This is a genomic window from Stenotrophomonas sp. STEN056 (genome assembly GCF_056759635.1).
In genome coordinates this window covers 136,615-161,014 of sequence record NZ_JBRRDL010000006.1, presented here as the reverse complement: position 1 = coordinate 161,014, position 24,400 = coordinate 136,615, and the positions used below count along the sequence as shown (strand labels likewise).

Below are 24,400 nucleotides of genomic sequence, written 5' to 3'. Positions count from 1 at the left end.
TTGATCACTGCGCATCGGGTACCGGAATGGCCGTTGATGTACGGGTGTTGAAAGAAGCCGCAAGCGGCGAGCGGCGGGTTGCCGCCACGCCGGAAACAGTGAAGAAGTTGCTGGCCGCAGGTGCCCGGGTGCATGTGCAGCCCGGCGCGGGCCAGTCAGCCGGTTTCACCGACCAGGCCTACCGGGATGCCGGCGCGCAGCTTGACGACGCGCTGGAGCAGGATGACCTGGTGCTGTGTGTGCAGTCGCCGCCGTCGGCGGTGGTCGCACGTCTCAAGCCGGGTGCAACGCTGGTCGGCATGCTGCATCCACAGGCCGACACCGAGCGCAGCAGCGCGCTGCAAGCGCGGCAGCTGCAGAACTTCCCGCTGGAACGCCTGCCGCGCACCACCCGCGCGCAGGCGATGGACGTGCTCAGCTCGCAGGCCGGCATGGCCGGTTACAAGGCGACCCTGATCGCCGCCCAGCTCGCACCGCGTTTCTTCCCGATGCTGACCACTGCGGCCGGCACCATTCGCCCGTCCAAGGTGTTGATTGTCGGTGCCGGTGTGGCGGGCCTGCAGGCGGTGGCGACGGCCAAGCGGCTCGGCGCGCAGGTGGAAGGTTTCGACGTGCGCCCGGAAACCCGTGAGCAGATCGAATCGCTGGGCGGCAAGTTCCTTGACCTGGGCGTCAGCGCCGCCGGTGAAGGCGGCTACGCGCGGCAACTGACCGACGAAGAGCGCGCCGAACAGCAGCGCCGTCTGGCGGAGCATCTGAAAGGCGTGGACGTGGTGGTCTGCACCGCCGCCGTGCCGGGCAGGCCCGCGCCGAAGATCATCAGCGCCGCGATGGTGGAGGGCATGCGCCCGGGCAGCGTGATCGTGGACCTGGCGGCGGAGACCGGCGGCAACTGCGAAGCCACGCGTCCGGGCGAAACCGTGGATGTCGGCGGCGTCACCGTGGCCGGCCCGCTGGACCTGGCCAGCATGGGCGCGGTGCATGCCAGCGAGATGTACGCACGCAACGTCTACAACTTCGTCGCACTGTTCCTGAAGGATGGCGCGCTGTCATTCGACTGGAACGACGAACTGCTGGCGAAGACGGTGTGGCCCGCGAGGCCGGTCGGCGGTGAAATTCCGCCGGTTTGAGGGGTGAGGCAAAGGCGGAGAGCCAAAAGCCAAAAGCCAAAAGCGCCCTCATCCGGTGCTTCGCACCACCTTCTCCCGTAAACGGGAGAAGGGATGGGGGTTCTGCTTGTGCTGAAGCGCTCGCGGTCCAAAGCAATCCTGCAGCACTGAGCGACATTGCATTCCCTTCTCCCGCCTGCGGGAGAAGGTGGTGCGCAGCACCGGATGAGGGGGAGCGTTTGACGTTCCGCTTCAACGCAAAAACCCACAAGCCTGCCGGGAACACATCCAGGCTTGGGCATCACGACGCTGCCAACCCTCAACGCTGCGAACGCGCCGGCGGTGGATTGGCTTCCACCCATTGCTGGCGCTGTTCCGGGGTCATCTTCTGCCACTGGTCATGCAGTTGCTGGCGCTGCGCCTTGTCCATGCCGCGCATCTTGGCGAACAGTGCCTGCGCCTCGCGGCGCTGCTGCGGTGCCATGTGTTCAAAACGGTGCATGCCAAGGCGGGCCTGCTCGCGCTGTTCGGGCGTCATCTGCTGCCAGCGACGGGCGTGGTCGTAGGTGCGCTGGCGGCGCTCGGGAGAGGCGTTCCAGCGGTCGCGCATGGGGGCGATCAGGGTTTCGCGCTGGGCCGGGCTCAACTGCTCCCATTCCGGCAGCGGCTGCTGCGCAAACGCGGGGCTGCCGGCACCAACCAGCAGCAGGGGCAGGAGCAGGCGGGTGGTCAGGGTTTTCATGGTCTTCATTCCATCGCCAGGGCGCCGTCCGAACCCAGCCAGAGGTACAGCTCCGGGCTTTCGTCGAACAGCAGGGTGTCATCGGAGGCATCGTCGTCGGCGATTGCCGCGGTGGTGGCAGGCAGGACCGGGGGCGCGGCGCTGTTGAAGCGCACCGCCACCGTCACCACCAGCACGGCCGAGCAGGCGGTGGCCAGCCACCAGCCACGACGACGCCAGGGGGAACTGGCCAGCTGGGCCGAGCTGGCCTGCTGACGCGCCTGCCGCAGCCGCGACAACGTGGCAGGCGAGAGTGCGCCTTCGGCCCGTTGCTGCAGCTGTCGCAGCGACTGGTCGAAGTCTTCGTGCGGGGATGTGGGCATGCGGTTCACCGCGTGGCCTCCAGTTGTTTCTGCAAAGCGTCGCGTGCACGCGACAGGTGGGTTTTGACCGAGCCTTCCGAACAGCCCATGGCCTTGGCCGTGGTCGCGACGTCCAGCTCCTGCAGCACACGCAGGCCGAAGGCTTCGCGTTGGCGGGCGGGCAACTGCCGCAGCGCCTGCACCAGCCGCGCATAGTCCTGCTGCTGCTCGTGCTGCTGGGCCGGGCCGGCGGTTTCATCGGCCCAGTCGATGGCGCTGTCCTGGTCGTGGTCTTCCTGCGGTGCCCAGAACTTCAAACGGAAACCCCGCCGGCGCTGCAGGTCGATGATGCGCCGGCGCAGGATGCTCCAGAACAGCGGCGTCCATTCCTCGGCCGGTCGCTCACGGTAGCCGAGCATGCGCTCCATCGCGTCCTGAACGGCGTCCAATGCATCCTCACGCTGGCGCAGGCCGGCCTCGGCGAAGCGGAAGGCACGCGGCCCGATGCCCGCCAGGAAGGCATCCAGCGAGGCGGGCGGGGCGGTGGACGTCAGGGGAGGGCTGGTCACCAGCACAGGGTAGCGTTCCGGTCGGTACTGGGGGTGTTAACGCGCGCGGGCCGGATTGGTTGACACCGCAACGGTCGCATCGCTTTGACCGGCATGGTTATGATGCCGGGCAGGCCGTTCCAGCCTTGGAGAAAGCAGCAATGAGCGATGGGTTCGTGGCGTTGTATATCTTCATGCTGGCAGCCATTGCCGGCCATGTGATCATCTCGCGGGTGCCGGTGATCCTGCATACCCCGTTGATGTCCGGTTCCAACTTCATCCACGGCATCGTGCTGATCGGTGCGATGGTGGTGCTGGGGCATGCCGACACCACGCTGGAGAAGGCCATCGGCTTCATCGCCGTGGCGCTGGGTGCAGGCAATGCTGCCGGTGGTTATGTGGTCACCGAGCGCATGCTGGAAATGTTCAAGAGCTCAAAAAAGCCGGACGGGAAGGGGCAATGACGGCGACGACGTCCGCAGCTTCCGCGCATCGGCTGGAGGCGCGGCAGATCTTCCAGTGGCTCAGCTACCTGCAGTATCCGGCGCAGTTGGCCGCACTGGGCTATGCCGCGCTGCCATTCTTCACGGGCCCGGAGAGCATGCTCGCTGCCTTCAATAGCGCCCTGCTGTATGCCGGTGTAGGCGTTGGCCTGTCCTCGCTGCAGGATCCGACCAAAACCCAGAACACGCTGTCTCGCAAAGTGTGGGAGCACCCGCGCAAGGGGCGTTTCATGCTGGGCGTGCTCGCGCTGCAGGCCTTGCTGCCGATCGTACTGGGATTGCTGGGTGCAGCGTTGGCCGATTCCACCGCGCTGAACCAGCTTTCGCTGGGAATGGTCGCGTTCGGCCTGGGCATGATTGGCATGCTGAAAACGGCCATCGAGATGCGTGAGCACCATCGCCTGGACAAGCAGGTTGGCAAACAAGAACACGGTGTTTCGGAGGCGGGTGCATGAGCATGCTGTTGCTGGTGAAAACGAGTTATCTGGTGGCCGCGACGTTGTTCCTGCTGGGCCTGCAGAGGATGGCGTCGCCCAAGACCGCGCGCAGCGGTATCCATTGGGCCGGGCTGGGCATGTTGATCGCCACCGTTGCCACGTTCTTCCTGCCGGGGTTGAACAACATCGCGCTGATCCTGGTGGCGCTGGTGCTGGGTACCGGCCTGGCATGGGTGTCGGCCAAGAAGGTGGCCATTACCGACATGCCGCAGATGGTGGCGCTGTACAACGGCATGGGCGGCGGCTCGGCCGCGGCCATCGGTGCGGTGGAACTGCTGCGTTTTTCGGATGTGGCCAACCGCGATACCAGCCATTGGAGCGCACAGGCCATCGCCGACCTTGCGGCGCGACAGCCGTCAGCCACGGTGTTGGCCCTGGCGGTGATCGGCTCGGCGATTGGTGCGGTGTCGCTGTCCGGTTCGGTCATTGCCTGGGCAAAGCTCGACGGCCGCCTGGACAAGCGCGTCACGTTCCCCGGGCAGCAGGTGTTCAACCTGCTGGTCGCCGTGGCGATGGTCGCGCTGGGTGTGTGGGCGGCGGTAAGCCTGCAGCCGGTGGCGATCATCAGCTTCTTCGTGGTGGCGCTGGCGCTGGGCGTGTTGATGACGCTGCCCATCGGCGGCGCCGACATGCCGGTGGTGATTTCGCTGTACAACGCATTCACCGGCCTGGCGGTGGCATTTGAAGGCTATGTGCTGGGCAATGAGGCGCTGATCATCGCCGGCATGATGGTCGGTGCGGCCGGCATCCTGCTCACCCGCTTGATGGCCAAGGCCATGAACCGGCCGATCAGCGGCGTGCTGTTTTCCAACTTCGGCGGCGGTGGCCAGGGCGCGGCGGAGATCACCGGCAGCCAGAAGCCGATCGAAGCGGCCGACGTGGCGGCGATGATGGCCTTTGCCGAGCGCGTGGTGATCGTGCCCGGCTACGGCATGGCGGTGGCGCAGGCACAGCACAAGATCTGGGAGCTGGCGCAGCGGCTGATCGAGCGCGGAGTGAAGGTGAAGTTCGCCATCCACCCGGTGGCCGGGCGCATGCCGGGGCATATGAATGTGCTGCTGGCCGAGGCCGGTGTGCCCTATGACCTGATCGCCGACATGGACGACATCAACCCCGAGTTCGCCGTCACCGACGTGTCGCTGGTGATTGGTGCCAATGACGTGGTCAACCCGGTGGCCAAGACCGATCCGGCCAGCCCGATCTACGGCATGCCGATCCTGGACGTGGTCAATTCAAAGAACACCATCGTCATCAAGCGCGGCAAGGGCACGGGTTTTGCGGGCATCGAAAACGCGCTGTTCTACGCCGACAACACCCGCATGCTGTACGGCGACGGTGCCGAAGCGGCAAGCGCGTTGGTCAGCGAGTTGAAGGCACTGGATGGCGGGCACTGAGCCAGCGATCAGAGCGCCAGCGCGGCTTCGCCGATGCGGAGGTGGCGTGCCTCGTCGGTGGTCAAACCGACGTGGCCGTGCAACGACACCATCGCGCGGGCGCCGCGTCGCGCCTCGCTGGTGGTGCAGCCAAAGGCGTGCTTGAACGCACGGCAGAAGGCGCTCTCGCTTTCAAAGCCGAGGGCGTCTGCGATTTCGCAGACCGACATGTCGGTGGAACGCACCAGCTCCCAGGCGCGCTGGTGACGTAACCGTGCCGCGTACTCGCAGGGCGTTTCGCCGAAGACTTCGCGGTATACCCGGATCAAATGGGTGGGGGAATAGTTGGCGACCGCAGCGAGCCGCGTGAGGTCGATGCGGTCATCCATGTTGCAGCGGATCATGTGTTGCACGCGCAGCAGGCGCAGCAGGGTCTGGTGCCGGCGCGATGCCGTGCGGCCGCTGCAGCGGTCCATCTGCTGATGCTGGGCGTCCTGCTGTTCGACGATGGCATCGCGCAGCCAGGTCATGTTGTCGACCACCGCGCTTGTGTGCCCTTGCATGTCAAACCAACGTGCCCGTGCGATGTGTACCAGTGCGCGGGCCAGTGCGATGGGGCACGGGGCTTCCACAGGAATCAGGCTGGCATCGCAGGGCGCACTGTGCGGAAGTTCGCGCCACAGCTGCGCGGGGGCCGCCACGCACAACCACCAGCACGGTGTGCGGCTTGCAAGGCGCAGGCTGCCATCGAGCCACAATTGCTGATGGTGCGAGGCCAGCTGCCAGGGTGTCTCGCCGCTGCCCAGTTCCAGTACGCCACGCAACACCAGGGTGATACTGATCCAGCCGGCTGGAATCGACAGCCGCGCCCCGCGGCTGTTGCCGACGACGGCGTAGACCTGCGCCTGCGCCTGCGGCTGCAGGTCCAGCGATTGAGCGCCATGAAGCGTGTGATGCGAGATTCTCACGTTGTTTCCGTGGTTGGCCTGCGCCAACGGTGCGATGGGACAGCGGAAAGGCAGGGGAGAGCATCATGATTGCGGGGTGACGCTGTTGCCGCACGGAACTGCTGCGCGCAGACATCGTCGCGGCGCTCATGTTTGCGGATGCGCGCGTGAAATAGTGATGAAAAAAAGAAGCCCGGGCAAGGCCGGGCAGGTCCGGAATGTCCTCGCTTGCCCCACTGCGTCGAGGGCTGAGAAAGGCCGCGCCTGTGAGAGAGTTGCCAGGCTTCCGGACAGCTCTATGCTGCTTGTGCGCGAAGGCGGAGGAGGTGCCGGGATTTGCATTCCAATAGCCCGTTGTTGCGATTTCACAGTGATGATTTCCTGCGTAACTGAAGAGGCCTGCGGTGAACGAAAGCCAACTTGATCAGGCGCTTGAACTGCTCCGGCACGGCAGGTTCCGCGAGGCGGAAGTTTCGGCACATCGTGTAATTGAAGTTACGCCTGAGTCGGTTGTCGCACTGCAGGTGCTGGCATTGGCCGTGGCGCAACAGGGCAGAAAGGAAGAGGCCCGCACCTGGTTGCAGCAAGCGGCGCGGTTGCAGCCGCAGGCGCCCGAGGTCTGGTTGAATCTTGGCAATGCCTGCCTGGAATGTGGCGACCCTGACGGAGCCGACAACGCGTTCCGGCACGCACATGGATTGCTTGGGGATGACGTCGCAGTGCTGCTGGGCTTGGGCTTGGCGTGGCTTGGACTGGCGCGTTTTGTCCAGGCGCATGAGGTGCTGGGCCGGGCGTTCGCACGCGAGCCGGAAGCGGCCGACGTGCGCCTTGCCTATGCGCAGGCCTTGTTGGAACTGGAGCGGTTTGATGAGCTTGCAGCCTGTGTTGCCGACATCAATGCCGCTGATCTGTCGGTTGATCAACGTCGTGCGCTGGCGTGGCTATGGGCGCAGGCGGGTGCTGACGAGCGGGCGCTGGCACTTTACCAACAGCTCCTCCAGGCATGGCCCGGGGACAATGAATCACGCATTCGTCTGGGGCTGCTGCTGGAGCGGCTCAACCGCATCGATGACGCGGCCGAGGTGTTGCGCATTGCCCAATCCGATGCAAGCGGGATGCATGCGCTGGCGGTCGCACGCGTGCAACGGCGGCAGGGGCGGCCCACCGAGGCGATCAACACCTTGCAGCCGGTACTGGGGACACCGACATCTGCGGCGATGCAGGCGCAGTTGGAGTTCGAGTACGCCAAGTGCAACGACGCAGCCGGACTGATGGATGAGGCAATGGCGGCACTGTCGCGCGCACACGCGGGGGCATCGCGGGCGTTCCTTGAACGCGTTGCCGATGGCGGCGGCCCGGTGCTGGGTTGGCTGCAGCAGCGGCTGCGGCATCGTGCGCCTGCGGCCTGGAGTACGCCGGTGCAGGACGCGCAGCCGCCGGATCCGGTGTTCCTGGTCGGCTTTCCACGCTCCGGCACGACGCTGCTGGAACGCATGCTCGATGGTCATGCGCAACTTTCGGTACTGGACGAGCGGCCCGCGCTGGAGATCGCGATTGAATACCTGCGTAGCGAGCCGGGATGGAATGACGCTGACCTGGACACCTCGTTGGCACAGCTGATGCCCATGCAGATCACACAGGCACGAACGATCTACTGGCAGCAGGTGCAGCGCCATCTGCAACCCCGTGGTCGCCTGGTGGACAAGTATCCGCTGACCATGACCCGCCTGCCGTATGTGGCGCGGTTGTTTCCGCAGGCGCAGTGGCTGCTGTTGCTGCGGCATCCCTGTGACTGTGTGTTGAGTTGCCACATGCAGGCCTTTGGCATGAACGGTGGCGCGCTCGCCTTCGCCTCCCTGGAGTCCGCGGCCAGCACCTATGCGGCGGTGATGGCCTGGTGGGAAATGCAGCGGCAGCTTGTACCGGCGCAGGTGCATGTACTGCGTTACGAAGACCTGGTGCAGTCACCGGCAGCGGAACTGGACACGCTGATGGCGTTTCTGTCGTTGCAGGTGGAACCTGCGCAGCTGGCCTCGCATCATGCCTCGGCGGCACGCACGCGCCGCATCAACACGCCGAGCTATGCGCAGGTCGTGCAGCCGGTCAACGCCAATGCGATCGATCGCTGGAAGCGCTACCGCGCGCACTTCAGTGATGCCACCCTGGCCACGCTCGCGCCGTGGCTGCAGCGCCATGGTTACGGGGTGGAATGACGCTGCGGGAAACGCAGATAGGTGGACAGGATGTACTTGTCCTGACGCGGCGATGATTGCCCCTGATGCGCGTACATCCAGTACGGCGGAAACATCAGCAGCCGCCCGGCACGCGGCGCAACGCCGGTCTGCAGGCCGGGGAACCAGGTCTGCCCGCCTTCGTCCACGTCGTTCAAGTACCAGAGAAACACCAGGTAGCGGTCACAGACCTCGTTGATCGAGTCGAAATGGGTCTGGAATTTTTCCTCGTCACCGGCACGGTAGCGCTTGAGGATCAGCGGACTCAGCAAGGGGCTGTCCGGCACCGCGATGGGCAGGCCGACATCGGCGTTGTAGCGCTGCAGCGACTGGCTGATGCGTTGCCGGAAGAAAGCCAGGAACCCGGCATCGGAGAGCTTGCTGACGTCCAGTTCGGTCCAGGCGCTGTCTTCCAGACCGGCACGCACGCCGCGTCCATTGCGTTGCTGGAAGCGTGCAAGCGTGTTGAACGATTCGATCAGCTTGCCGCATAGCTCCGGCGGCAGGCTGTCGTCGTAGATGCGGATGTAGTGGCGCAGGTCGTTGCCGTGAACATCCGCCGCGGCAGGTGCCGCGGCGGATGCAGGTATTGCTGAGGCAGGCTCAGAAGCGGGCAGTCCAGCGCATCCAGTAGTAACGGCCGATTGCATCGTAGGTCCGCATGTCCGTCGAAGCGTTGAAGCCAGAATAGATCAATGGCGGCTGGCGGTCAGTAAGGTTGCGCACACCGATCTGGATGGAGCTGTTCTTCAGGTCCTCGAAGCGGTAACCGATCTGGAAATCGGTCTGGGTGAAGGACGGCACGCGACGCCTGGCGACGTAGCCCGGGTCCTTGACGTCGGCCACGTCCGGCGCTTCGTACACATGGTGCACATAACGTGTGGTCAGGCTGGCGCTGAGGTTGCCGAGTGACCAGCTGATGTCATTGAGCGCACGCCAGCGGGCCATGTTGCCAAAGCCCGACGAAGCGTTGTCCACGAAGGTGCCGGCCAGGCCGGTGCTGCCAGGTATGCCCGGGAAGGCGCCAACGTTGCTGCTGGGGTCGCCGGACAGCAACTGCACTTCATATTCGGCCAGGTAGGTGGTGTCCAGGTTCCAGCTGAACTTGCCCCACGCGGTTTCCGGGAGCAGATAGCGGAAGCCCAGGTCCATGCCGGAAGTCTTCAGCGAGCCGAAGTTGCCGGTGATGTTGGTCATCTGTGCCACATCGCCGGCGCTGTCACGCACGAACGTGTCGCAGAAGCGGCCGAAGTTGAAGCATTGGTTGAGCAGCACGTTCTCCGGCAGGTTGGTGATGAATTCATCCAGCTTCACGCGCCAGTAGTCGGCAGTAATGCTGAAACCTTCCAGCCAGCTGGGGCTGTACACGAAACCGTAGGTCAGCACGTCGCCTTCTTCCGGTTTCAGGTTGGCGTTGGCGACCTGGAACGAGGTCACCTGGTTGTTGCTCTGGCGGAACGAGCCGTTGGTGGGCACGCCGGCGCAGGCGGTGGGATTGCCGCCGGTGTAGCCATTGCAGGGATCGGTATAGGTGCTGGCACTGGGAACGGTAGGTGCGTACAGATCACCGATGGTGGGCGCGCGGAAAACGTCCGCATAGGTGGCGCGCACCAGCAGGTCGGCGAAGGGCTTCCATTCCACGCCGATCTTGGAGTTGGTGGTGCCGCCGAAGTTGGAGTAGTCCGAATAGCGCGTGCCGAGCGAGACGTTGAGTTTCTCGGCGAAAGGCATGTCGGCCAACAGTGGCACCAGCGCTTCGGCGTAGATTTCGTTGACGTCGAACTTGCCGTTGATGTCGCCGAAGGTACAGGCTTCCTGGGTGATCAGGCAGACCGTTTCCCCCGGGGGAATGATGGTCAGGAAGTCGCTGCTGGAACTGGCCGATTCAATGCGGCGCTCCGCACCGACCGCCAGCGACACCGCGCCGGCGGGCAGGCTGAACAAGTCGCCGGTGACGTTGGCGTTGAAGACCTTCAGGTCGTTCTCGTTGCTGCTGTGGATGGTGGGGTTGATCAGCTCCAGCGCGGCCAGTTGGGCCTGACCGGCTGGGGTAGTGGCATCCGGCGGCGGCCCGAGGAAGTTCACCGGCAGGCAGCCGGCAATCGCGGTGGCCGGATCGCCGGGCGTGCGCACGCAGATGGGGTTGCCGGTGGCCGGGTCGATCATCGACGGCCCGAGTGCGTCGGTCAGACCTGGGCTGTACAGATAGCCGCGCACTGCGGAGGACTGTGGTGTACGGCCGTAACCGTAGGACGCATCCCAGCTCCAGGTGCTGTCGCCGAATACGCCGCGCAGACCGCCGGTGATCTGGTAGGTCTCGGTTTCGAAGCGGGTGGTGCGGGTGGGGATGAAGTCACGCAGGCGCAGGCGCGCATCGGTGATATCCACGCCGAACGGGTTGTAGATGCTGTCGGCGCTGATCGGCACGTTGTCCACCGCCGCACGCCCGTCGAATGGCAGTGGTGCGATGAAGAACGAGGATTCGGTACGCAGCCACGAGCCGAGGATGAATGCCTCGATGTTGTCGGTGAGCTGGTAGTTGCCGCTCATGAATATCGCAGTACGTTCCTGCGGGGTGAGGTTGAGGTTGCCGTCGGCCTGGAAGTTGTAGACGTCCGTGGCGGGATTGAAGCAACGGAAGTCGGACTGCGAGGCACCCGAACGGCCATCGATGCGGGTCAGTACGACGTTGTCGGGATCACCAGGGTCGGTTGGCGGTGCCGGGCAGGCCGGGTCTGTCAGGTCCACGCCCGTGGCCGACGCGCGCGGCACCACGTAACGGCCGGTCAGGATGCGGCTGGTGCCACCAATGCCGTGCTCGCCGGCATACAACTGGTAAGGCTGGCTGGAATAGGTGCGGTCGGCCGCGCTGACCGAATCTTCCTTGTCGTAGCTGGCACCAAGCATCAACCGGCCCTTGTCGCCGACCATGCCGAAGGTGGCATCGAAGCGCTGGGTATCGGCATCGCCGCGTGAGGAAATGCCGTAGAAGGCGCTGGCTTCCACACCCTCGAAATCCTTGCGCAGGATGAAGTTGACCACGCCGCCGATGGCGTCGGAGCCGTAGATGGCCGAAGCGCCGTCCTTGAGCACTTCCACGCGTTCAATCAGCGCCATCGGGATGGAGTTCACGTCCACCGCACCGTTGGCGTTGGAGATGGTGCCGATCCAGCGCTTGCCATCGACCAGCACCAGCGAGCGGTTCACGCCCAGGCCGCGCAGATCGACCGTGGCCGCGCCTGCGCCGCCGCCGTTGTTGACCTGGGGGTTGGTGGCCGCACCGGCGATGGCCGGAGTGCGCTGCAGGAACTCACCGACCGTGGCGGCGCCGGAGCTCTCAATGTTCTGGCGGTCGATGGTGAAGACGGGGCTGGAGGTTTCCAGGTCGGCGCGCTTGATGCGCGAACCAGTGACCTGAATGCGGTCCAGGTTGGTGGCCTCTTCCTTGGGTGGGGTGTCCTGCGCGAGAACGCTACCAGCCGCTCCCAGCGCCAGCGCGGCGGTGGAGACGGGCAGCAGGGCACGACGAATTGCGTGACTCAGAGGCTGGATACTCACATTTGACTCCGCAGTGTTGGTGCAGGGGAGTCAAGAAATTACGAATATTTAACGTGGTTCGATGTGCCGTTCTGGAACAGAAAAATGTGCCGAAAATGACATTTGGTTTCATTTGAGTGAAATTTTGTGTAACCAAAATTACTCTAAATGATTGATGCGCCATTGGCGCGGCGCAGGTGCAGGGCACGGCGCAGGTTGCTCCACTCCGGAACAGGTGGGCGGGTACCGCCCGGCAAAGCCTCGGGTTCCGGCGCTTGTGAACGCCTTACGGGGTAGGTTCCGGCGTAACCCGGAGGCGCTGGCGGGTTTGCCCCGGCCGGGATGTTGCTTCAGCGCGCTGCGCGCCAGGCCACCAGCAGGGCGATCACCAGCCAGATGCCCTCGGCCAGGCCGTTGGCCAGGGACAACAGCGTCCAGGCCAGATGTGGCCCCATGCGAAACGCTGATTCCCACGGAGTGAGCCCCATCGGCCCGCCGATGTATGCAGCGGCGATTGCCCAGTTGGCGGCAACGGCGATCAGCAGCGTGGCCGCCATGGCGAGCGCCACCCGTGCCATGCCGGGGCGGAATGTGCCAAGACGCAGCATCCATGCGGCTTCCAGCGCGGCCAGCACTGCCATCCAGCCGGCCTGGGTGCCGGTGGCGAGCGCGGCAAGCAGCCACGCGACGGTGATGGTGATGCTTCCCAGCAACAAAAGCAGTGGCCAAAGCCAGTGATGGGCGGAGCGTGCCGACGAAGAAACCAAGGACATGGGTATTCCCAAACAGGTCACGCAGCATAGCCCTTCAGCGGGGTGGGCGCCCAGTCGGATAAAATGGCGCACCTTGCGGGCAGCCCCCGCGTCCCCATATCGATCCACATGTATTCGCGCAGCAGTGAACCCGTCCATTTCGAGCGTGATTGCCCGGCCGTCATGGTGCCGCAGGGCGATAGCGTGACCCTGCCCGCCGGCAGCTATGGCTATATCACCCAGGCACTGGGCGGCAGCTATACCGTGTTTGTCGAAGGCAACCTGTTCCGTATCGCCGGCAAGGACGGCGATGCCATTGGCAAGGAGCCGCCGCCGGGGCTGGAGCTGCCCGACGGCGCCGCCGACGAGGATGTTGAAAAACTGGTCTGGCAGCAGCTGCGGACCTGCTTCGACCCGGAAATCCCGTTCAACATCGTTGACCTGGGGTTGATCTACGAAGTGGACATCAAGCACCTGGACGATGGCCAGCGCGAGGTTGACGTCAAGATGACCCTGACCGCGCCCGGCTGCGGCATGGGCGAGATTCTGGTCGACGATGTGCGCAGCAAGCTGGAAATGATCCCGACGGTGGCGCAGGCCGACGTCGAGCTGGTGTTCGACCCGCCGTGGGGGCGTCACATGATGTCCGAGGCGGCCCGTCTGGAAACTGGCATGCTGTAACGGCTGGCCAGCGGGCCTGCGGTACCGGCATTTCCCGTACCGCAGCTGCCGCCGGCCGGACGCGTTGGAGCCGGTGCCCCCCGCGCCGGCGTTGTGTCCCATCCCGCAATCTGGAAGGAATCATCCGGTGTCCCAGTCTTCTCTGAGCTTTGCTGTCACCCGTTCGGCCAACCCGCGCAGCGCGCAGGAGCGTGCCAAGATCCTGGAGAAGCCGGGCTTCGGCCTGCACTTCACCGACCACATGGTGGCCGTACGCTGGGACAAGGACACCGGCTGGCACGATGCGGCGGTAACGCCGTATGGCCCCATCGCACTGGACCCGGCCGCCGCGGTGCTGCATTACGGCCAGGAAATCTTCGAGGGCATCAAGGCCTACCGCCACGCCGATGGCTCGGTGTGGACCTTCCGCCCGGAAGCCAATGCTGCACGTCTGCAGCGCTCGGCGCGCCGCCTGGTGCTGCCGGAACTGCCGGCTGACATCTTTGTCGAGTCGCTCAAGCAGCTGGTTGCGCTGGACAAGGACTGGGTGTCCGATGCCGACGAGGCCAGCCTGTACTTCCGCCCGTTCATGATCGGCGACGAGGCGTTCTTGGGCGTGCGCGGTGCGCAGAAGGCCAGTTACTACGTGATCGCCAGCCCGGCCGGCCCGTACTTCGCCAAGGGCGTTGCGCCGGTCGCCATCTGGCTGTCCACCGACTACGCGCGTGCGGCCAAGGGTGGCACCGGCGCGGCCAAGTGCGGTGGCAACTACGCCGCTTCGCTGCTGCCGCAGCAGCAGGCGCAGGCACAGGGTTGCTCGCAGGTGTTGTTCCTGGACCCGGTCGAGGGCAAGTACCTGGAAGAACTGGGCGGCATGAACGTGTTCCTGGTGTACGGCAAGACCAATACCCTGGTCACCCCGGAACTGTCGGGCAGCATCCTGGAAGGCATCACCCGCGAATCGATCCTGCAACTGGCCCGCGACCGCGGCATGAATGTGGAAGAGCGCAAGGTCACCATTGAGGAGTGGAAGCAGGGCGTGGCGTCGGGCGAGATCACCGAAGTGTTCGCCTGTGGCACCGCTGCGGTCATCACCCCGATCGGCCAGCTCAAGGGTGAAGGCTTCTCGGTGGGCGACCTGAGTGCGCCGGCCGGTGAGGTGACCATGTCACTGCGCAAGGAACTGACCGACATCCAGTACGGTCGCCAGCCGGACCGTCACGGTTGGCTGGTGCGCCTGGACGGCTGAGTCCGGCGCCGCTGTAAAGGCCTCCAAACCCATCCGGGCGACCGCCCGGGTGGGTTTTTTCATATGTAACAATCCGTGATTGTTGTCACATATTCCTTTTGGAACAGTCACTTATGGGAATTTGGCATGAGTGACAGTTTCTGCTGTAACCCTCTTGGCAGGGGTTCACCTGGCATTTAATCTCCAGCGGCGGATCGGTGACAGGGGACTGGTCCGGGTGGTTCTGCCCGGGCAATACGCGTCGTACCGATGGAAGCTTTGAAGTAGTCCGGGTGGAACCCAATGCCGCGCAATGCGGCAATTCTCTTGCAGAAGGGCTCATCAATGTCACGCAAATCGCACCATAGGCTTGGCCGTAGGTTCGTGCTTGTAGTTGGCACTGCTTCGCTGTCTTCATTGCTCCTGTGTACGCCCGCATTTGCGGGCCAGGTGCATCTGGCCGGTCTGGAAACCGCGCCCACGCACCAGCGCTTCATCATCAAGTACCGTCAGGACAGCCGGCAGTTGGCCGGTGGGAACGCGCTGAAACAAAGCCTGTCCACGGCATCGCGGGTGTTGCCCGCGCGCGCGGGCAAGGCCGTTGGCATGCAGCACCTGCGGCGCCTTGCCGTGGGCTCGGACGTGGTCGGTGTGGATGTCCCGCTGGATCGTGTCGAGGCTGAAACGCTGATGCGCAAGCTCGCCGCCGATCCCAATGTCGAATACGTGGAGGTGGACCGCCTCAACACCATCCGCCTGACCCCCAACGACACCCGCTACAGCGAGCAATGGGGGTATTCAGGGACGTACGGCATCAAGGCCAACCAGGCCTGGGATGTGACCAACGGGGCCGGCTCGGTGGTGGCGGTGCTGGATACCGGCATCACCAACCACTCTGATCTCAATGCCAACCTGCTGCCGGGTTACGACTTCATCGCCGACACGACGGTCTCCAACGATGGCAACGGCCGTGACAATGACCCGAGCGACCCGGGTGACTGGGTGCGGGCCAACCAATGTGGTGGCACGCATGCCGCGCAGAACTCGAGCTGGCATGGCACACATGTGGCCGGCACCATCGCCGCGGTGACCAACAATGCCAAGGGCGTGGCGGGCGTGGCCTATGGCGCCAAGATCGTGCCGGTGCGTGTGCTGGGCACCTGCGGTGGTTACGACTCGGATATCGCCGATGCCATTGTCTGGGCGTCCGGCGGTACGGTGTCGGGGGTGCCTGCCAATGCCAATCCGGCGGAAGTGATCAACCTCAGCCTGGGCGGTGCCGGTGCCTGCGGCGCGACCACGCAGAGTGCGATCAACGGGGCGGTCAGCCGTGGCACCACGCTGGTCATCGCTGCGGGCAATGACAACGTCAACGTGTCCAATGCTTCGCCGGCCAACTGCAGCAACGTGATCGCGGTGGCTTCCACCACCAGTACCGGCGCACGTTCGAGCTTTTCCAACTACGGTGCGTTGATCGACATTGCCGCGCCAGGCTCCAACATCCTGTCCACGCTCAATACCGGCACCACCACGCCGGGTGCGGAGAGCTACGCGGCCTACAACGGCACCTCGATGGCGACGCCGCATGTGGCCGCTGTCGTGGCGCTGATCCAGGCGCAGGCCACGACACCGAAGACACCTGCGCAGGTCGAGGCGTTGATCAAGGGCAATGTGACTGCGTTTCCGTCCACGCCTTCGCAGACCATCGGCCCGGGCATCCTCAATGCCAAGGCTGTCGTTGATGCGGTCAACGGCGGCACGCCGCCGGGCCCGGGTGGAGAGCTGAGCAATGGCGTGCCGGTGACCGGGCTGTCCGGTGCGACCGGCAGCACGCAGTTCTTCACCGTGCAGGTGCCTGCCGGCGCGACCAACCTGGTCATCGCCAGTTCCGGTGGGAGCGGTGACGTTGATCTGTATGTGCGTGCCGGCAGCCAGCCGACCCTCTCCACCTACGATTGCCGCCCTTACAAGAGCGGCAACGCGGAGAGCTGCAGCTTCGCCACGCCGGTGGCGGGGACGTACCACGTGATGCTGTCGGCCTACTCGGCGTTTTCCGGGGTGAGCCTGCAGGCCAGCTGGGGCAGTGGCGGCGGCACGGGTGGCCCGCAGACCTACAGCAATGCCACGGCGGTGAACATCGTGGACAACGCCACGGTCGAAAGCGCCATTGCCGTCTCCGGCCGCAGTGGCAATGCAGCAGCGGCCACGCCGGTGGCGGTGGATATCAGCCACACCTGGAAGGGTGACCTGAAGGTGGATCTGGTCGCGCCGGATGGCAGCGTGTACGTGCTGAGCAATTACGCGGGGGGCAGCGCGGACAACATCAAGCAGACCTTCACCGTGAACCTGTCCAGCGAGGCACTCAACGGCACCTGGAAGTTGCGCGTCAGTGACCGGGCCAGTGGTGATACCGGCCGCATCAACGGCTGGTCGGTTACGTTCTGATGTTGTCAGACGGCAGTGGCGCTGCTTGATACGGCCCATCGCCGAGATGCACAAAGGCCCCGGCATCAGCCGGGGCCTTTTCTGTTGAAACGGGCGGGATGGCGGTGTGTGTCAGCGTTCGAGGATGTCGGCGCAGCGCGCCTGCAGGAAGCGCAGTGCATCGGCCGGGGCGATATCCAGCAGCAGGCCGCGCTGGCCGGCGTTGATGTACACCGTTTCGTGCTGCTGCACGTCATCGGCAAACAACACGCTGGCCGGGCGCTGCTGCGCGAACGGACTGATGCCGCCCACCTTGTAGCCGCTGCGTCGCTCGGCCTCGGCGACGTCCATCATCTGCGCATGCTTGCCGCCGCAGCTGGCGGCGAGCTTCTTCAGTGACAGGCGCTGGTCGCTGGGGATCACCGCGATCACCGGCTGCTTGTCCACCCATGCCATCAGCGTCTTGAACATCCGCGCTGGCGCGATGCCCAACGCCTGCGCGGCGGCCAGGCCCTTGCTGTCGACATCGGCGGAATAGTCATAGGCATGCAGCCCGTGGGCGATTCCAGCCTTGTCCAGCGCGGCATTGGCCCGTGTGCCCTTGGCCACTCAGACGGCCTCGAAGCGGTTTGCGTCCACGTTCTTGCGCACCTTGGTCGGGTCCCAGATGCGGCCGTTCATGGCAATGAAGACACCCGGCGGCAGCGATTGCACCGCACCGATCGCGCAGCCGATGTTGAACTCCGCATCCGAGCCGCGGAAACGCGCGGGGCTGAGGGCGCCGGTCATCACGATGGTCTTGTCGGCGATGGTCTGCAGCACCTTGCCGGTGGCGACCATCGAATCGGTGCCGTGGGTCACCAGCACATGGCGGGTGGGCTGGGCAGCGATGGTGGCGCGGATCAGCTCACGGTCGTCGTCGGTGATGTGCAGCGAATCCTTGCGCAGGATCGGGATCACGTTGAAACGGAAGGTGACGCCGAGCTCGCGCAGGATCATGCCGATCTGCGGGTCGCCGATCTGGTAATCGGATTTGTCGTCGAAGTAGATCTTGTCGATCGTGCCGCCGGTGGTGACGACCAGGAGTTCTTCCATCATTGCGGTAAATCCTTGCGGTGACTGCGTGCGGCGCCGTGCCGCGATGCTGCGCATGATAAAGCCGGAAGGCCGGGTGGTGCCGGGCCATGTTCGGCTGGGCATCATCGGGAAAGCTCCAGCCGAGCATGGCTCGGCTGTACCCGGCTTCCCCGGGCCCGGCTTCAGCCTTGCCCTGCCTTTTTGCGTGCAAACCGGGCGCGCATTCCCGGCACGCTGACCAGTGCCACGATCAGCAGCGACAGCACGATCTCGGCCCAGGCATACAGCGCCATGTCGCGGTGCGCCCAGACACTCATCACGCCGTGGCTGAACCAGAACAGCGCCAGCACCCCGGCCCAGAAGCGGGCGACCGCGCGCTGTGCCAGCACGCCGGCCAGCAGCAACAGCGGCGGGGCGACAAACACCAGCAGCACCGCCGCCAGGTGACGGTCGGCGCGGAACCACCAGGCAAACAGTGCCGCCAGCAACAGCAGGGCCAGGCCGAGCAGCAGATCGCGCCCGCGCGAACTCATTGCGCCAGTCGCCTGGCGATGTCAGCCACGCGGCGGCCCAGCACGCGGGCCAGGTGGGCTTCGTCGTCGCTGGGGTGCGGGTCGTCCTGGGCGCCGGCCACATGGCTGGCGCCGTAAGGCGTGCCGCCGGTGGTGGTGTGGCTGAGCGCCGGCTCGGTGAACGGGATGCCGACTATCAAACAGCCGTGGTGCAGCAGCGGAATCTGCATCGACAGCAGGGTCGATTCCTGGCCGCCGTGCATCGAAGCGGTGGAGGTGAACACGGCGGCCGGTTTGCCGGCCAGCGTGCCGTTCACCCATTCGGCGCCCAGGTCATCCAGGAAGTGTTTGACCGGCGCGGCCATGTTGCCGAAGCGGGTGGGGCTGCCGAGCAGGATGCCGTCGCATTCGGCCAGGTCGCTGATCTCCACATACGGGGCGCCATCGTCGGGAACCGGCGGCGCGCTGGTCTGGGTGACGGCAGCCACCGGCGGCACCGTGCGCAGGCGCGCGCTCATGCCGGGCACCTCGCCAATGCCACGGGCGATCTGCCGGGCCAGCCGCGCCACCGAGCCGCCACGGCTGTAATACAGCACCAGGATTTCCGCCATCACACCATCCAATCATCACGCAGGAGCCGGCAGTATCGGCGATGCGGGCGGCGCTTTGCATCGGGTACCCTTGCCGCATGGAACCACTGGACTCACTCAATCTATGGATGGAACGCGTGCGCGACCGGGCGCGGAACATCAGCTTCGCGCGCTTCCTGTGGAGCCGTTTTCTGGATGACCGCCTGTTCCAGGCGGCCGGATCACTGGCCTATACCACGGTGTTTGCCTTGGTGCCGTTGGCCATCGTGGTGTTTGGCGTGCTCTCGGCGTTCCCCATGTTCGACCGCTGGAGCGAGGCGCTGAGTGACTACGTGTTCTCCAACTTCGTGCCGTCGGCCGCGCGTGCAGCCGAGGGCTACCTGCGGCAGTTCTCGGCCAGTGCCGGGCAGCTGACCGCCGCAGGCTTCATCGCCCTGGTGGTGTCGCTGCTGATCACCCTCAACAGCGTCGAGCAGACCTTCAACCGCATCTGGCGGGTCGCCTCGGGGCGGCCCAAGCTCACCCGCTTCCTGGTCTACTGGACGGTGCTGACGCTGGGCGCGCTGCTGGCCGCCGCGTCGCTGGCGGTCTCGGCCAAGGTGCTGTCGCTGCCGTTGTTCGGTACCTCCGAAGGCCGCTGGCTGGCGGACATGGGCCTGCGCCTGGCGCCGGTGTTGATCGAATTTGCCTGCGTGATGCTGATCTACCGCGTGGTGCCGCACCACACCGTGAAATGGCGCCATGCCATTCCCGGCGCGATGCTGGCGGTGCTGATGCTCGAATCGGTGAAGTGGGGCATGGGCCTGTACCTGGGCAGCTTCCAGTCCTATCAGAAGCTCTACGGCACGGTGGCCTTCGTGCCGATCCTGTTGCTGTGGATCTACCTGGGCTGGGTGTCAGTGCTGATGGGCGCCTCGCTGGCCTCGTCCAGTGCGGCATTCCGCTACCAGCCGGTGGCATTGCGGCTGCCGCAGGGCGGGGAGTTGTACGGTCTGTTGCGCCTGCTCGGCCGCTTCCGCGAGGCCAGGGAGCAGGGCTGGGGCCTGGACGAAGAGCAGATACTGGCGCTGGAACCCATGCTTACCGACTCCCTGCTGCAGCAACTGCTGGAACAGATGGAAAGCATCAACCTGTTGCGCCGTGACGAACAGGGCCAGTGGCTGCTTGCGCGTGACCTGGACCGCATCAGCCTGCACGAACTGTACGAAAGCGCGCAGTTGCGCATTCCCGTGGCCGAGGAATACCTGCCTTTCCGCGATGACGCGCTGGGCCGGGCGGTCTGCCGTGCCCTGGATGAACTGCGCATGCCATTGCGCGAACTGCTCAAGCGCCGCGTGGACGATATCTACGCAAGCACCGGAGATTCCCGATGAACCCCAAGCTCCTCCCTGTAGCACTGCTGGCCCTGGTGCTGACTGGCTGCAAGCCCGACCAACAGGCTGCGGCCCCGGCACAACAGCCGACGGCCCCGCCGGAAGCGGCGGCTCCGGCACCAGCACCAGAAGTACAACCCGGCGTCGTGCAGCAGACCGCTGAAGTACCGCAGCTGCAGGTACAGACCGTGGACGGCAAGGCCTATGACCTGGCCAGCCATCGAGGGCAGTGGGTGGTGGTCAACTTCTGGGCCACCTGGTGTGCACCGTGCCTGCAGGAAATGCCGGAGTTGTCGGCCCTGCATGCCATGCGCGGCAACGTGGAAGTGGTGGGGCTGGCCTACGAGGACATCGAGCTGGATGAGATGCAGGCCTTCCTGAAGGAGCATCCGGTGGCCTATCCCATCGCCATCATCGACACCTACAACCCGCCCCGGGACTTCGCCACCCCGCGCGGCCTGCCGATGACCTACCTGATCGCGCCGGACGGCAAGGTTGCCAAGCAGTTCCTGGGGCCGGTCAACGCACATGACATCGAGCAGGCGATTGCCGCTGCCGGCGGCAAGGCCGCGTAAGTGGATTGCAAAGATTGCAGAACGCGGAAATGCGGGATGTTTGATACGAAAAAGAACTGAAGCCCCTCTCCCGTTTACGGGAGAGGGGTTGGGGTGAGGGCGCTCCATGGCTCAAGAGCTTCGGTGTTCAAACGTCCGCCGCATCCTCGGACAGCGACGGCAACGGCTTCACCACGCCGTACTTCTCTTTCTTCGGCTTGCCTTTCAGCGGTGGCAGTTCCACCAGTGGTTCTTCGACGTGGGTGTCGGGCAGCCGGTCGAGCAGGTTGCGGATCAAGGTCAATCGGCCGCGTTTCTGGTCGTTGAAATCCACCAGTGTCCATGGCGCATGATCGGTGTGGGTGGCCTGCAGCATCGCCTCGCGGGCATCGCCGTAGGCCTGGTAGGCCTGGCGTGATTTCAGGTCCACCGGCGACAGTTTCCAGCCTTTGAGTGGATCCTCGCGGCGCTCGGCGAAACGTTTTTCCTGTTGCTCCTGGTCCACGCACAGCCAGTACTTGAACAACAGGATGCCGTCGTCCACCAGCAGCTTCTCGAACACCGGCGCCTGCGCCAGGAAGGCCTGGTACTGCGCATCGGTGCAATAGCCCATCACTTTTTCCACGCCGGCGCGGTTGTACCAGCTGCGGTCCATCAGCACGATTTCGCCAGCGGCCGGCAGGTGGGCAATATGCCGTTGGAAATACCACTGCGTGCTTTCGCGCTCGGTGGGCTTGGGCAGCGCGACCACGCGGCATTGGCGCGGGTTGAGGTGCTTTGCCACATCCTGGATGACGCCGCCCTTGCCGGCGGTGTCGCGCCCCTCGAACAGGACCAGTACGCGCTGCCCGCAATGCTGGGCCCAGCGCGCCATGTTGGCCAGTTCCAGCTGCATGGGTTCGAGCAGCTGTTCGTATTCCTTGCGTTTGAGCTTGGCCATGGTTACTCCCGGTGTGGAAGCGCCGAGCCTAGCGCAGTGTGGTGTCAGCCGGCGTCAGTGCCTTGCCAGCCGTGTTCACCGGCCAGTTGCTGCAGCAGTGCAGCCAAGTCCGCTGCAAAGCCTGCCATGTCGAACAGCCCGGCGCGGCTGCGGGCATCGGCCAGCCGCTGACGCAAGGCCTTCAGCGCGGCCGGGTCGTTGCCCAGGGCGATGGCTGTTGCAACAAAGGCGTGATCATCGGCCACGTTCATTTCGTCCTGCCCCAGATGATGATTGAGGCTGCCAGCCACGCGCGCGGCGAAGGTGTCGCCGGGGGCGGTCAGCACCGGGCAGCCCGCCCACAGTGCATCGGAGGCGGTGGTGTGTGCGTTGTACGGATGCGTGTCCAGGAACAGGTCGGCATGGCGATAGCGCGCCAGGTACTGCGGGTGCGGCAGCTTGCGCATGAACACCAGCCGCGAAGGATCAACACCGTTCCGAGCGGCCACCTCACGCAGCCGCTCATCGGCCTTGCCGGGCCCGGACAGCAGCCATAGCACGCTGCCGGGAACGCCCCGGAGCACATCCAGCAAACGCCCGACGCTGCGCGGGTTGAGCTTGTAGCTGTTGTTGAAGCAGCAGAACACCACGCCGTGTTCGGGCAAACCACAGTCACGCCGCGAGGGTGCCTGCTCAACAACGCGTGTGTTGTCCGAGGGCTGGAAGGCACGCGGCAGGCGCAGCACCTTTTCGCTGAACGCTGGCTCCAGTGGTGGCGGCAGCACGAAGCCGTCGGCCAGCACGTAATCCAGCCACGGTGCACCGGACGTACCGGGGTAGGCCAGCCAGTTGATCTGCACCGGCGCCGGCCGCATCGCCAGCACTTCCGGCGTGCCGCCGCCGCCCCAGCCGCGCAGGTCGAACAGCATGTCGATGCCAGCTTCACGAATGCGGCCGGCGATGGCGGCATGCGGCTGCGCCGAGACATCGTGCAGCATGTGCGCGGCCGCGTGCAGGCGCTGGCGGATGCTGCTGCCGTCATCGCGGTTCAAGGCGAACAGGTGCAGCTGCAACTGCGGATGCGCGCGCAGTTGTTCAAACAACGCCACGGTCAGCAGGCCGGTGGGATGGGCGCCGAATCCATTGGAAAGAAAGCCCACACGCAATGTGCCCCGCTGCCGCACGGCAGTGCCGGGCAGGCGTGGGATCGACTGGGCCAGCACCTGCGCGCGCTGCCGCGCACAGGCCAGTTGCTCGGCCGCACTGGCGTCTTCGCTGAGGAAGGCGAACGGTTCCACCGCAGGGTTGCCCTGGGCGACGGCCGCGCGAACCTGTCGTGACAGTGCATCCAGCTCGCGCCAGTCGCACAGGCGGCGTTGCCAGTTGAGCCGTTGCGCGGCCATGTAGGGCTCGTCCGGTGCCAGCTGGTGCGCGCGACGGTAAGCGTCGGCAGCGGCTTCGGGTTGGTTGGCATCTTCCAGCACATGGCCCAGCCATAACGCCATGCCCGGATGCTGCGGTGCCAGTTGGCAGGCGCGTTGCAGCAGCTCGGCGGCCTGTTGATGCTGGTTCTGCATCCAGCGTGCACGGCCCAGCCGGGCCAGGGCTTCGGGATGGTCCGGGCGCAGGCGCAGGGCGCGTAGTGCAGCCGCTTCCCCGGCGGCGATGTCGCCGGCACCGAGTTCGGCATCGGCCAACATCACCCAGGCGATGAAGTCGGCGGGTTGTCGAATGACGGCATTGCGAAGTTGTTCGCGTTCGCTGGGGGCGTTGGGCATTGAATCAGGCTGCGGTGGGTGCAATCGAGGTGATTTTGCCTTGCCGGTGCGGCTTTTGCTTGTGCCTGCTCATTTGCAGGGTAGGGGTAAAGGACTGCAGACAACGCGCTGCAGCTGATGCTGGCTCCCTTTCGAGCAGCGGGGGCTGCTGCTCTGGTTTCGATTTTGATTTTGGTTGTTGCCGTTGCCGTTGCCGTTGCTGTGCTGTCGCTTTGGCTTTTGACTTACCGGGTTCCCTTCTGTAGCGACGGAGCTGACGGACAAGACCCCGAATGGGGCGCCGCACATGGATGTGCGGGATTTTTCGACGAGACACGGATGTCTCGTCGAAAAATCCCGTTAGCGGAGTGGACCTGGAGCGCACAGCGCGGAAGGCGCGGAGGCAGGGTGTGCTTTCTTTTGGTTAGCTTTTCTTTGCACAAGCAAAGAAAAGTAACTCGCGCCCCGCAGGGGAGTGAAAGCCTTTGATCTGATCTTTGCTTCAAAAGCCAACAGCGAACGCAGAAGACAAGAGCTTTCGCCCCCTTCGGGGTGCGAGCACACCTTTCTTTGCTTGTGCAAAGAAACGTGGCCCAAAGAAAGCACACCCTGCCTTCGCGCCCACGCCGCTGCGCGACATGGGGCCACTGCGCCGCCGGGATTTTTCGACGAGACATCCGTGTCTCGTCGAAAAACGACGTGCATCCATGCACGTCGCCCCTGCGG

The 24,400-nt window shown here is 64.9% G+C and carries 23 protein-coding genes and 1 pseudogene; 11 read left to right on the top strand and 13 right to left on the bottom strand.

Going from position 1 to position 24,400, the window contains the following annotated elements:
• The first annotated feature begins 26 nt into the window (after positions 1 to 26).
• Positions 27 to 1,130 carry an NAD(P) transhydrogenase subunit alpha gene (locus tag ACVOLO_RS05925; protein WP_481569335.1) on the top strand — a complete coding sequence of 368 codons (1,104 nt, stop codon included), beginning with the start codon at positions 27 to 29 and terminating at the stop codon, positions 1,128 to 1,130.
• 298 nt (positions 1,131 to 1,428) lie between these two features.
• On the opposite strand, the gene ACVOLO_RS05920 is transcribed toward ACVOLO_RS05925, so the two are convergent.
• Genes ACVOLO_RS05920 through ACVOLO_RS05910 form a run of 3 tightly spaced genes read right to left on the bottom strand, consistent with a single transcriptional unit; the run spans position 1,429 to position 2,767 of the window.
• The gene (locus ACVOLO_RS05920; protein ID WP_481569334.1) at positions 1,429 to 1,860 is read right to left on the bottom strand and encodes a DUF3106 domain-containing protein; all 432 of its coding nucleotides are present in this window, start codon (positions 1,858 to 1,860) and stop codon (positions 1,429 to 1,431) included.
• The gene (locus ACVOLO_RS05915; protein WP_481569333.1) at positions 1,857 to 2,213 is read right to left on the bottom strand and encodes a hypothetical protein; all 357 of its coding nucleotides are present in this window, start codon (positions 2,211 to 2,213) and stop codon (positions 1,857 to 1,859) included. Before ACVOLO_RS05915 ends, ACVOLO_RS05920 begins: the two co-directional genes overlap by 4 nt.
• 5 nt (positions 2,214 to 2,218) lie before the next feature.
• The gene (locus ACVOLO_RS05910; protein WP_481569332.1) at positions 2,219 to 2,767 is read right to left on the bottom strand and encodes an RNA polymerase sigma factor; all 549 of its coding nucleotides are present in this window, start codon (positions 2,765 to 2,767) and stop codon (positions 2,219 to 2,221) included.
• 134 nt (positions 2,768 to 2,901) lie between these two features.
• Here ACVOLO_RS05910 and ACVOLO_RS05905 point away from each other — a divergent pair, with 134 nt between their 5' ends.
• From ACVOLO_RS05905 to ACVOLO_RS05895, 3 genes are read left to right on the top strand one after another with little or no spacing between them, the layout of a single operon-like run.
• The gene (locus ACVOLO_RS05905) at positions 2,902 to 3,204 is read left to right on the top strand and encodes an NAD(P) transhydrogenase subunit alpha part 2 (RefSeq protein ID WP_057633060.1); all 303 of its coding nucleotides are present in this window, start codon (positions 2,902 to 2,904) and stop codon (positions 3,202 to 3,204) included.
• Positions 3,201 to 3,698, top strand: a complete 498-nt coding sequence (locus tag ACVOLO_RS05900) for a hypothetical protein (RefSeq protein WP_481569331.1) — start codon at positions 3,201 to 3,203, stop codon at positions 3,696 to 3,698. Before ACVOLO_RS05905 ends, ACVOLO_RS05900 begins: the two co-directional genes overlap by 4 nt.
• Entirely contained in the window at positions 3,695 to 5,134 is a 1,440-nt protein-coding gene (locus ACVOLO_RS05895; RefSeq protein ID WP_481569330.1) for an NAD(P)(+) transhydrogenase (Re/Si-specific) subunit beta, read from the top strand. Before ACVOLO_RS05900 ends, ACVOLO_RS05895 begins: the two co-directional genes overlap by 4 nt.
• 8 nt (positions 5,135 to 5,142) lie before the next feature.
• Here the strand turns inward: ACVOLO_RS05895 and ACVOLO_RS05890 are convergent, their stop codons facing one another.
• Entirely contained in the window at positions 5,143 to 6,081 is a 939-nt protein-coding gene (locus ACVOLO_RS05890) for a helix-turn-helix transcriptional regulator (RefSeq protein ID WP_481569329.1), read from the bottom strand.
• Positions 6,082 to 6,464: 383 nt separating this feature from the next.
• Between ACVOLO_RS05890 and ACVOLO_RS05885 the strand changes: the two genes are divergently transcribed.
• On the top strand, positions 6,465 to 8,273 hold the full coding sequence (locus ACVOLO_RS05885; protein ID WP_481569328.1) for a tetratricopeptide repeat-containing sulfotransferase family protein: 1,809 nt from the start codon (positions 6,465 to 6,467) through the stop codon (positions 8,271 to 8,273).
• On the opposite strand, the gene ACVOLO_RS05880 is transcribed toward ACVOLO_RS05885, so the two are convergent.
• The 3 genes from ACVOLO_RS05880 to ACVOLO_RS05870 all read right to left on the bottom strand — a co-directional run bounded on the left by ACVOLO_RS05880 (position 8,258) and on the right by ACVOLO_RS05870 (position 12,601).
• Positions 8,258 to 8,941, bottom strand: coding sequence for a 2OG-Fe(II) oxygenase (locus ACVOLO_RS05880; RefSeq protein WP_481569327.1), 684 nt, complete (start codon positions 8,939 to 8,941; stop codon positions 8,258 to 8,260). The genes ACVOLO_RS05885 and ACVOLO_RS05880 overlap by 16 nt on opposite strands.
• On the bottom strand, positions 8,895 to 11,849 hold the full coding sequence (locus ACVOLO_RS05875) for a TonB-dependent receptor domain-containing protein (protein WP_481569326.1): 2,955 nt from the start codon (positions 11,847 to 11,849) through the stop codon (positions 8,895 to 8,897). Before ACVOLO_RS05875 ends, ACVOLO_RS05880 begins: the two co-directional genes overlap by 47 nt.
• Positions 11,850 to 12,178: 329 nt before the next feature.
• Entirely contained in the window at positions 12,179 to 12,601 is a 423-nt protein-coding gene (locus ACVOLO_RS05870; RefSeq protein WP_481569325.1) for a hypothetical protein, read from the bottom strand.
• A gap of 108 nt (positions 12,602 to 12,709) precedes the next feature.
• Between ACVOLO_RS05870 and sufT the strand changes: the two genes are divergently transcribed.
• The 4 genes and pseudogenes from sufT to ACVOLO_RS05850 all read left to right on the top strand — a co-directional run bounded on the left by sufT (position 12,710) and on the right by ACVOLO_RS05850 (position 16,913).
• Positions 12,710 to 13,261 carry a putative Fe-S cluster assembly protein SufT gene (gene sufT, locus ACVOLO_RS05865; RefSeq protein WP_481569324.1) on the top strand — a complete coding sequence of 184 codons (552 nt, stop codon included), beginning with the start codon at positions 12,710 to 12,712 and terminating at the stop codon, positions 13,259 to 13,261.
• Positions 13,262 to 13,388: 127 nt separating this feature from the next.
• On the top strand, positions 13,389 to 14,489 hold the full coding sequence (locus ACVOLO_RS05860) for a branched-chain amino acid aminotransferase (RefSeq protein WP_481569323.1): 1,101 nt from the start codon (positions 13,389 to 13,391) through the stop codon (positions 14,487 to 14,489).
• 324 nt (positions 14,490 to 14,813) lie between these two features.
• Positions 14,814 to 16,547, top strand: a pseudogene (locus ACVOLO_RS05855) (S8 family peptidase); the annotation flags it as partial.
• Positions 16,527 to 16,913 carry a proprotein convertase P-domain-containing protein gene (locus ACVOLO_RS05850; RefSeq protein ID WP_481569348.1) on the top strand — a complete coding sequence of 129 codons (387 nt, stop codon included), beginning with the start codon at positions 16,527 to 16,529 and terminating at the stop codon, positions 16,911 to 16,913. The pseudogene ACVOLO_RS05855 and the gene ACVOLO_RS05850, both read left to right, overlap by 21 nt.
• Positions 16,914 to 17,024: 111 nt before the next feature.
• Here ACVOLO_RS05850 and ybaK read toward each other — a convergent pair whose 3' ends face one another.
• The 4 genes from ybaK to wrbA all read right to left on the bottom strand — a co-directional run bounded on the left by ybaK (position 17,025) and on the right by wrbA (position 19,092).
• Positions 17,025 to 17,501: a Cys-tRNA(Pro) deacylase gene (gene ybaK / locus ACVOLO_RS05845; protein ID WP_481569322.1), complete on the bottom strand. Its 477-nt coding sequence runs from the start codon at positions 17,499 to 17,501 to the stop codon at positions 17,025 to 17,027.
• Complete coding sequence (locus ACVOLO_RS05840; RefSeq protein WP_481569347.1) at positions 17,502 to 17,987, bottom strand: asparaginase domain-containing protein; 486 nt, start codon at positions 17,985 to 17,987, stop codon at positions 17,502 to 17,504.
• 164 nt (positions 17,988 to 18,151) lie between these two features.
• Positions 18,152 to 18,502, bottom strand: coding sequence for a DUF2069 domain-containing protein (locus tag ACVOLO_RS05835; protein WP_481569321.1), 351 nt, complete (start codon positions 18,500 to 18,502; stop codon positions 18,152 to 18,154).
• A complete protein-coding gene (gene wrbA / locus ACVOLO_RS05830) occupies positions 18,499 to 19,092 on the bottom strand; it encodes an NAD(P)H:quinone oxidoreductase (protein ID WP_481569320.1) in 594 nt (197 codons plus the stop codon). Before wrbA ends, ACVOLO_RS05835 begins: the two co-directional genes overlap by 4 nt.
• Positions 19,093 to 19,169: 77 nt before the next feature.
• Between wrbA and ACVOLO_RS05825 the strand changes: the two genes are divergently transcribed.
• Positions 19,170 to 20,444, top strand: a complete 1,275-nt coding sequence (locus tag ACVOLO_RS05825) for a YihY family inner membrane protein (RefSeq protein WP_481569319.1) — start codon at positions 19,170 to 19,172, stop codon at positions 20,442 to 20,444.
• The gene (locus ACVOLO_RS05820; protein WP_481569318.1) at positions 20,441 to 21,019 is read left to right on the top strand and encodes a TlpA family protein disulfide reductase; all 579 of its coding nucleotides are present in this window, start codon (positions 20,441 to 20,443) and stop codon (positions 21,017 to 21,019) included. The genes ACVOLO_RS05825 and ACVOLO_RS05820 overlap by 4 nt, the downstream gene beginning before the upstream one ends.
• Before the next feature lie 127 nt (positions 21,020 to 21,146).
• On the opposite strand, the gene ppk2 is transcribed toward ACVOLO_RS05820, so the two are convergent.
• Positions 21,147 to 21,938, bottom strand: coding sequence for a polyphosphate kinase 2 (gene ppk2, locus ACVOLO_RS05815; protein ID WP_481569317.1), 792 nt, complete (start codon positions 21,936 to 21,938; stop codon positions 21,147 to 21,149).
• A gap of 44 nt (positions 21,939 to 21,982) precedes the next feature.
• Positions 21,983 to 23,695: an O-linked N-acetylglucosamine transferase, SPINDLY family protein gene (locus ACVOLO_RS05810; RefSeq protein WP_481569316.1), complete on the bottom strand. Its 1,713-nt coding sequence runs from the start codon at positions 23,693 to 23,695 to the stop codon at positions 21,983 to 21,985.
• Between the last annotated feature and the right edge of the window lie 705 nt (positions 23,696 to 24,400).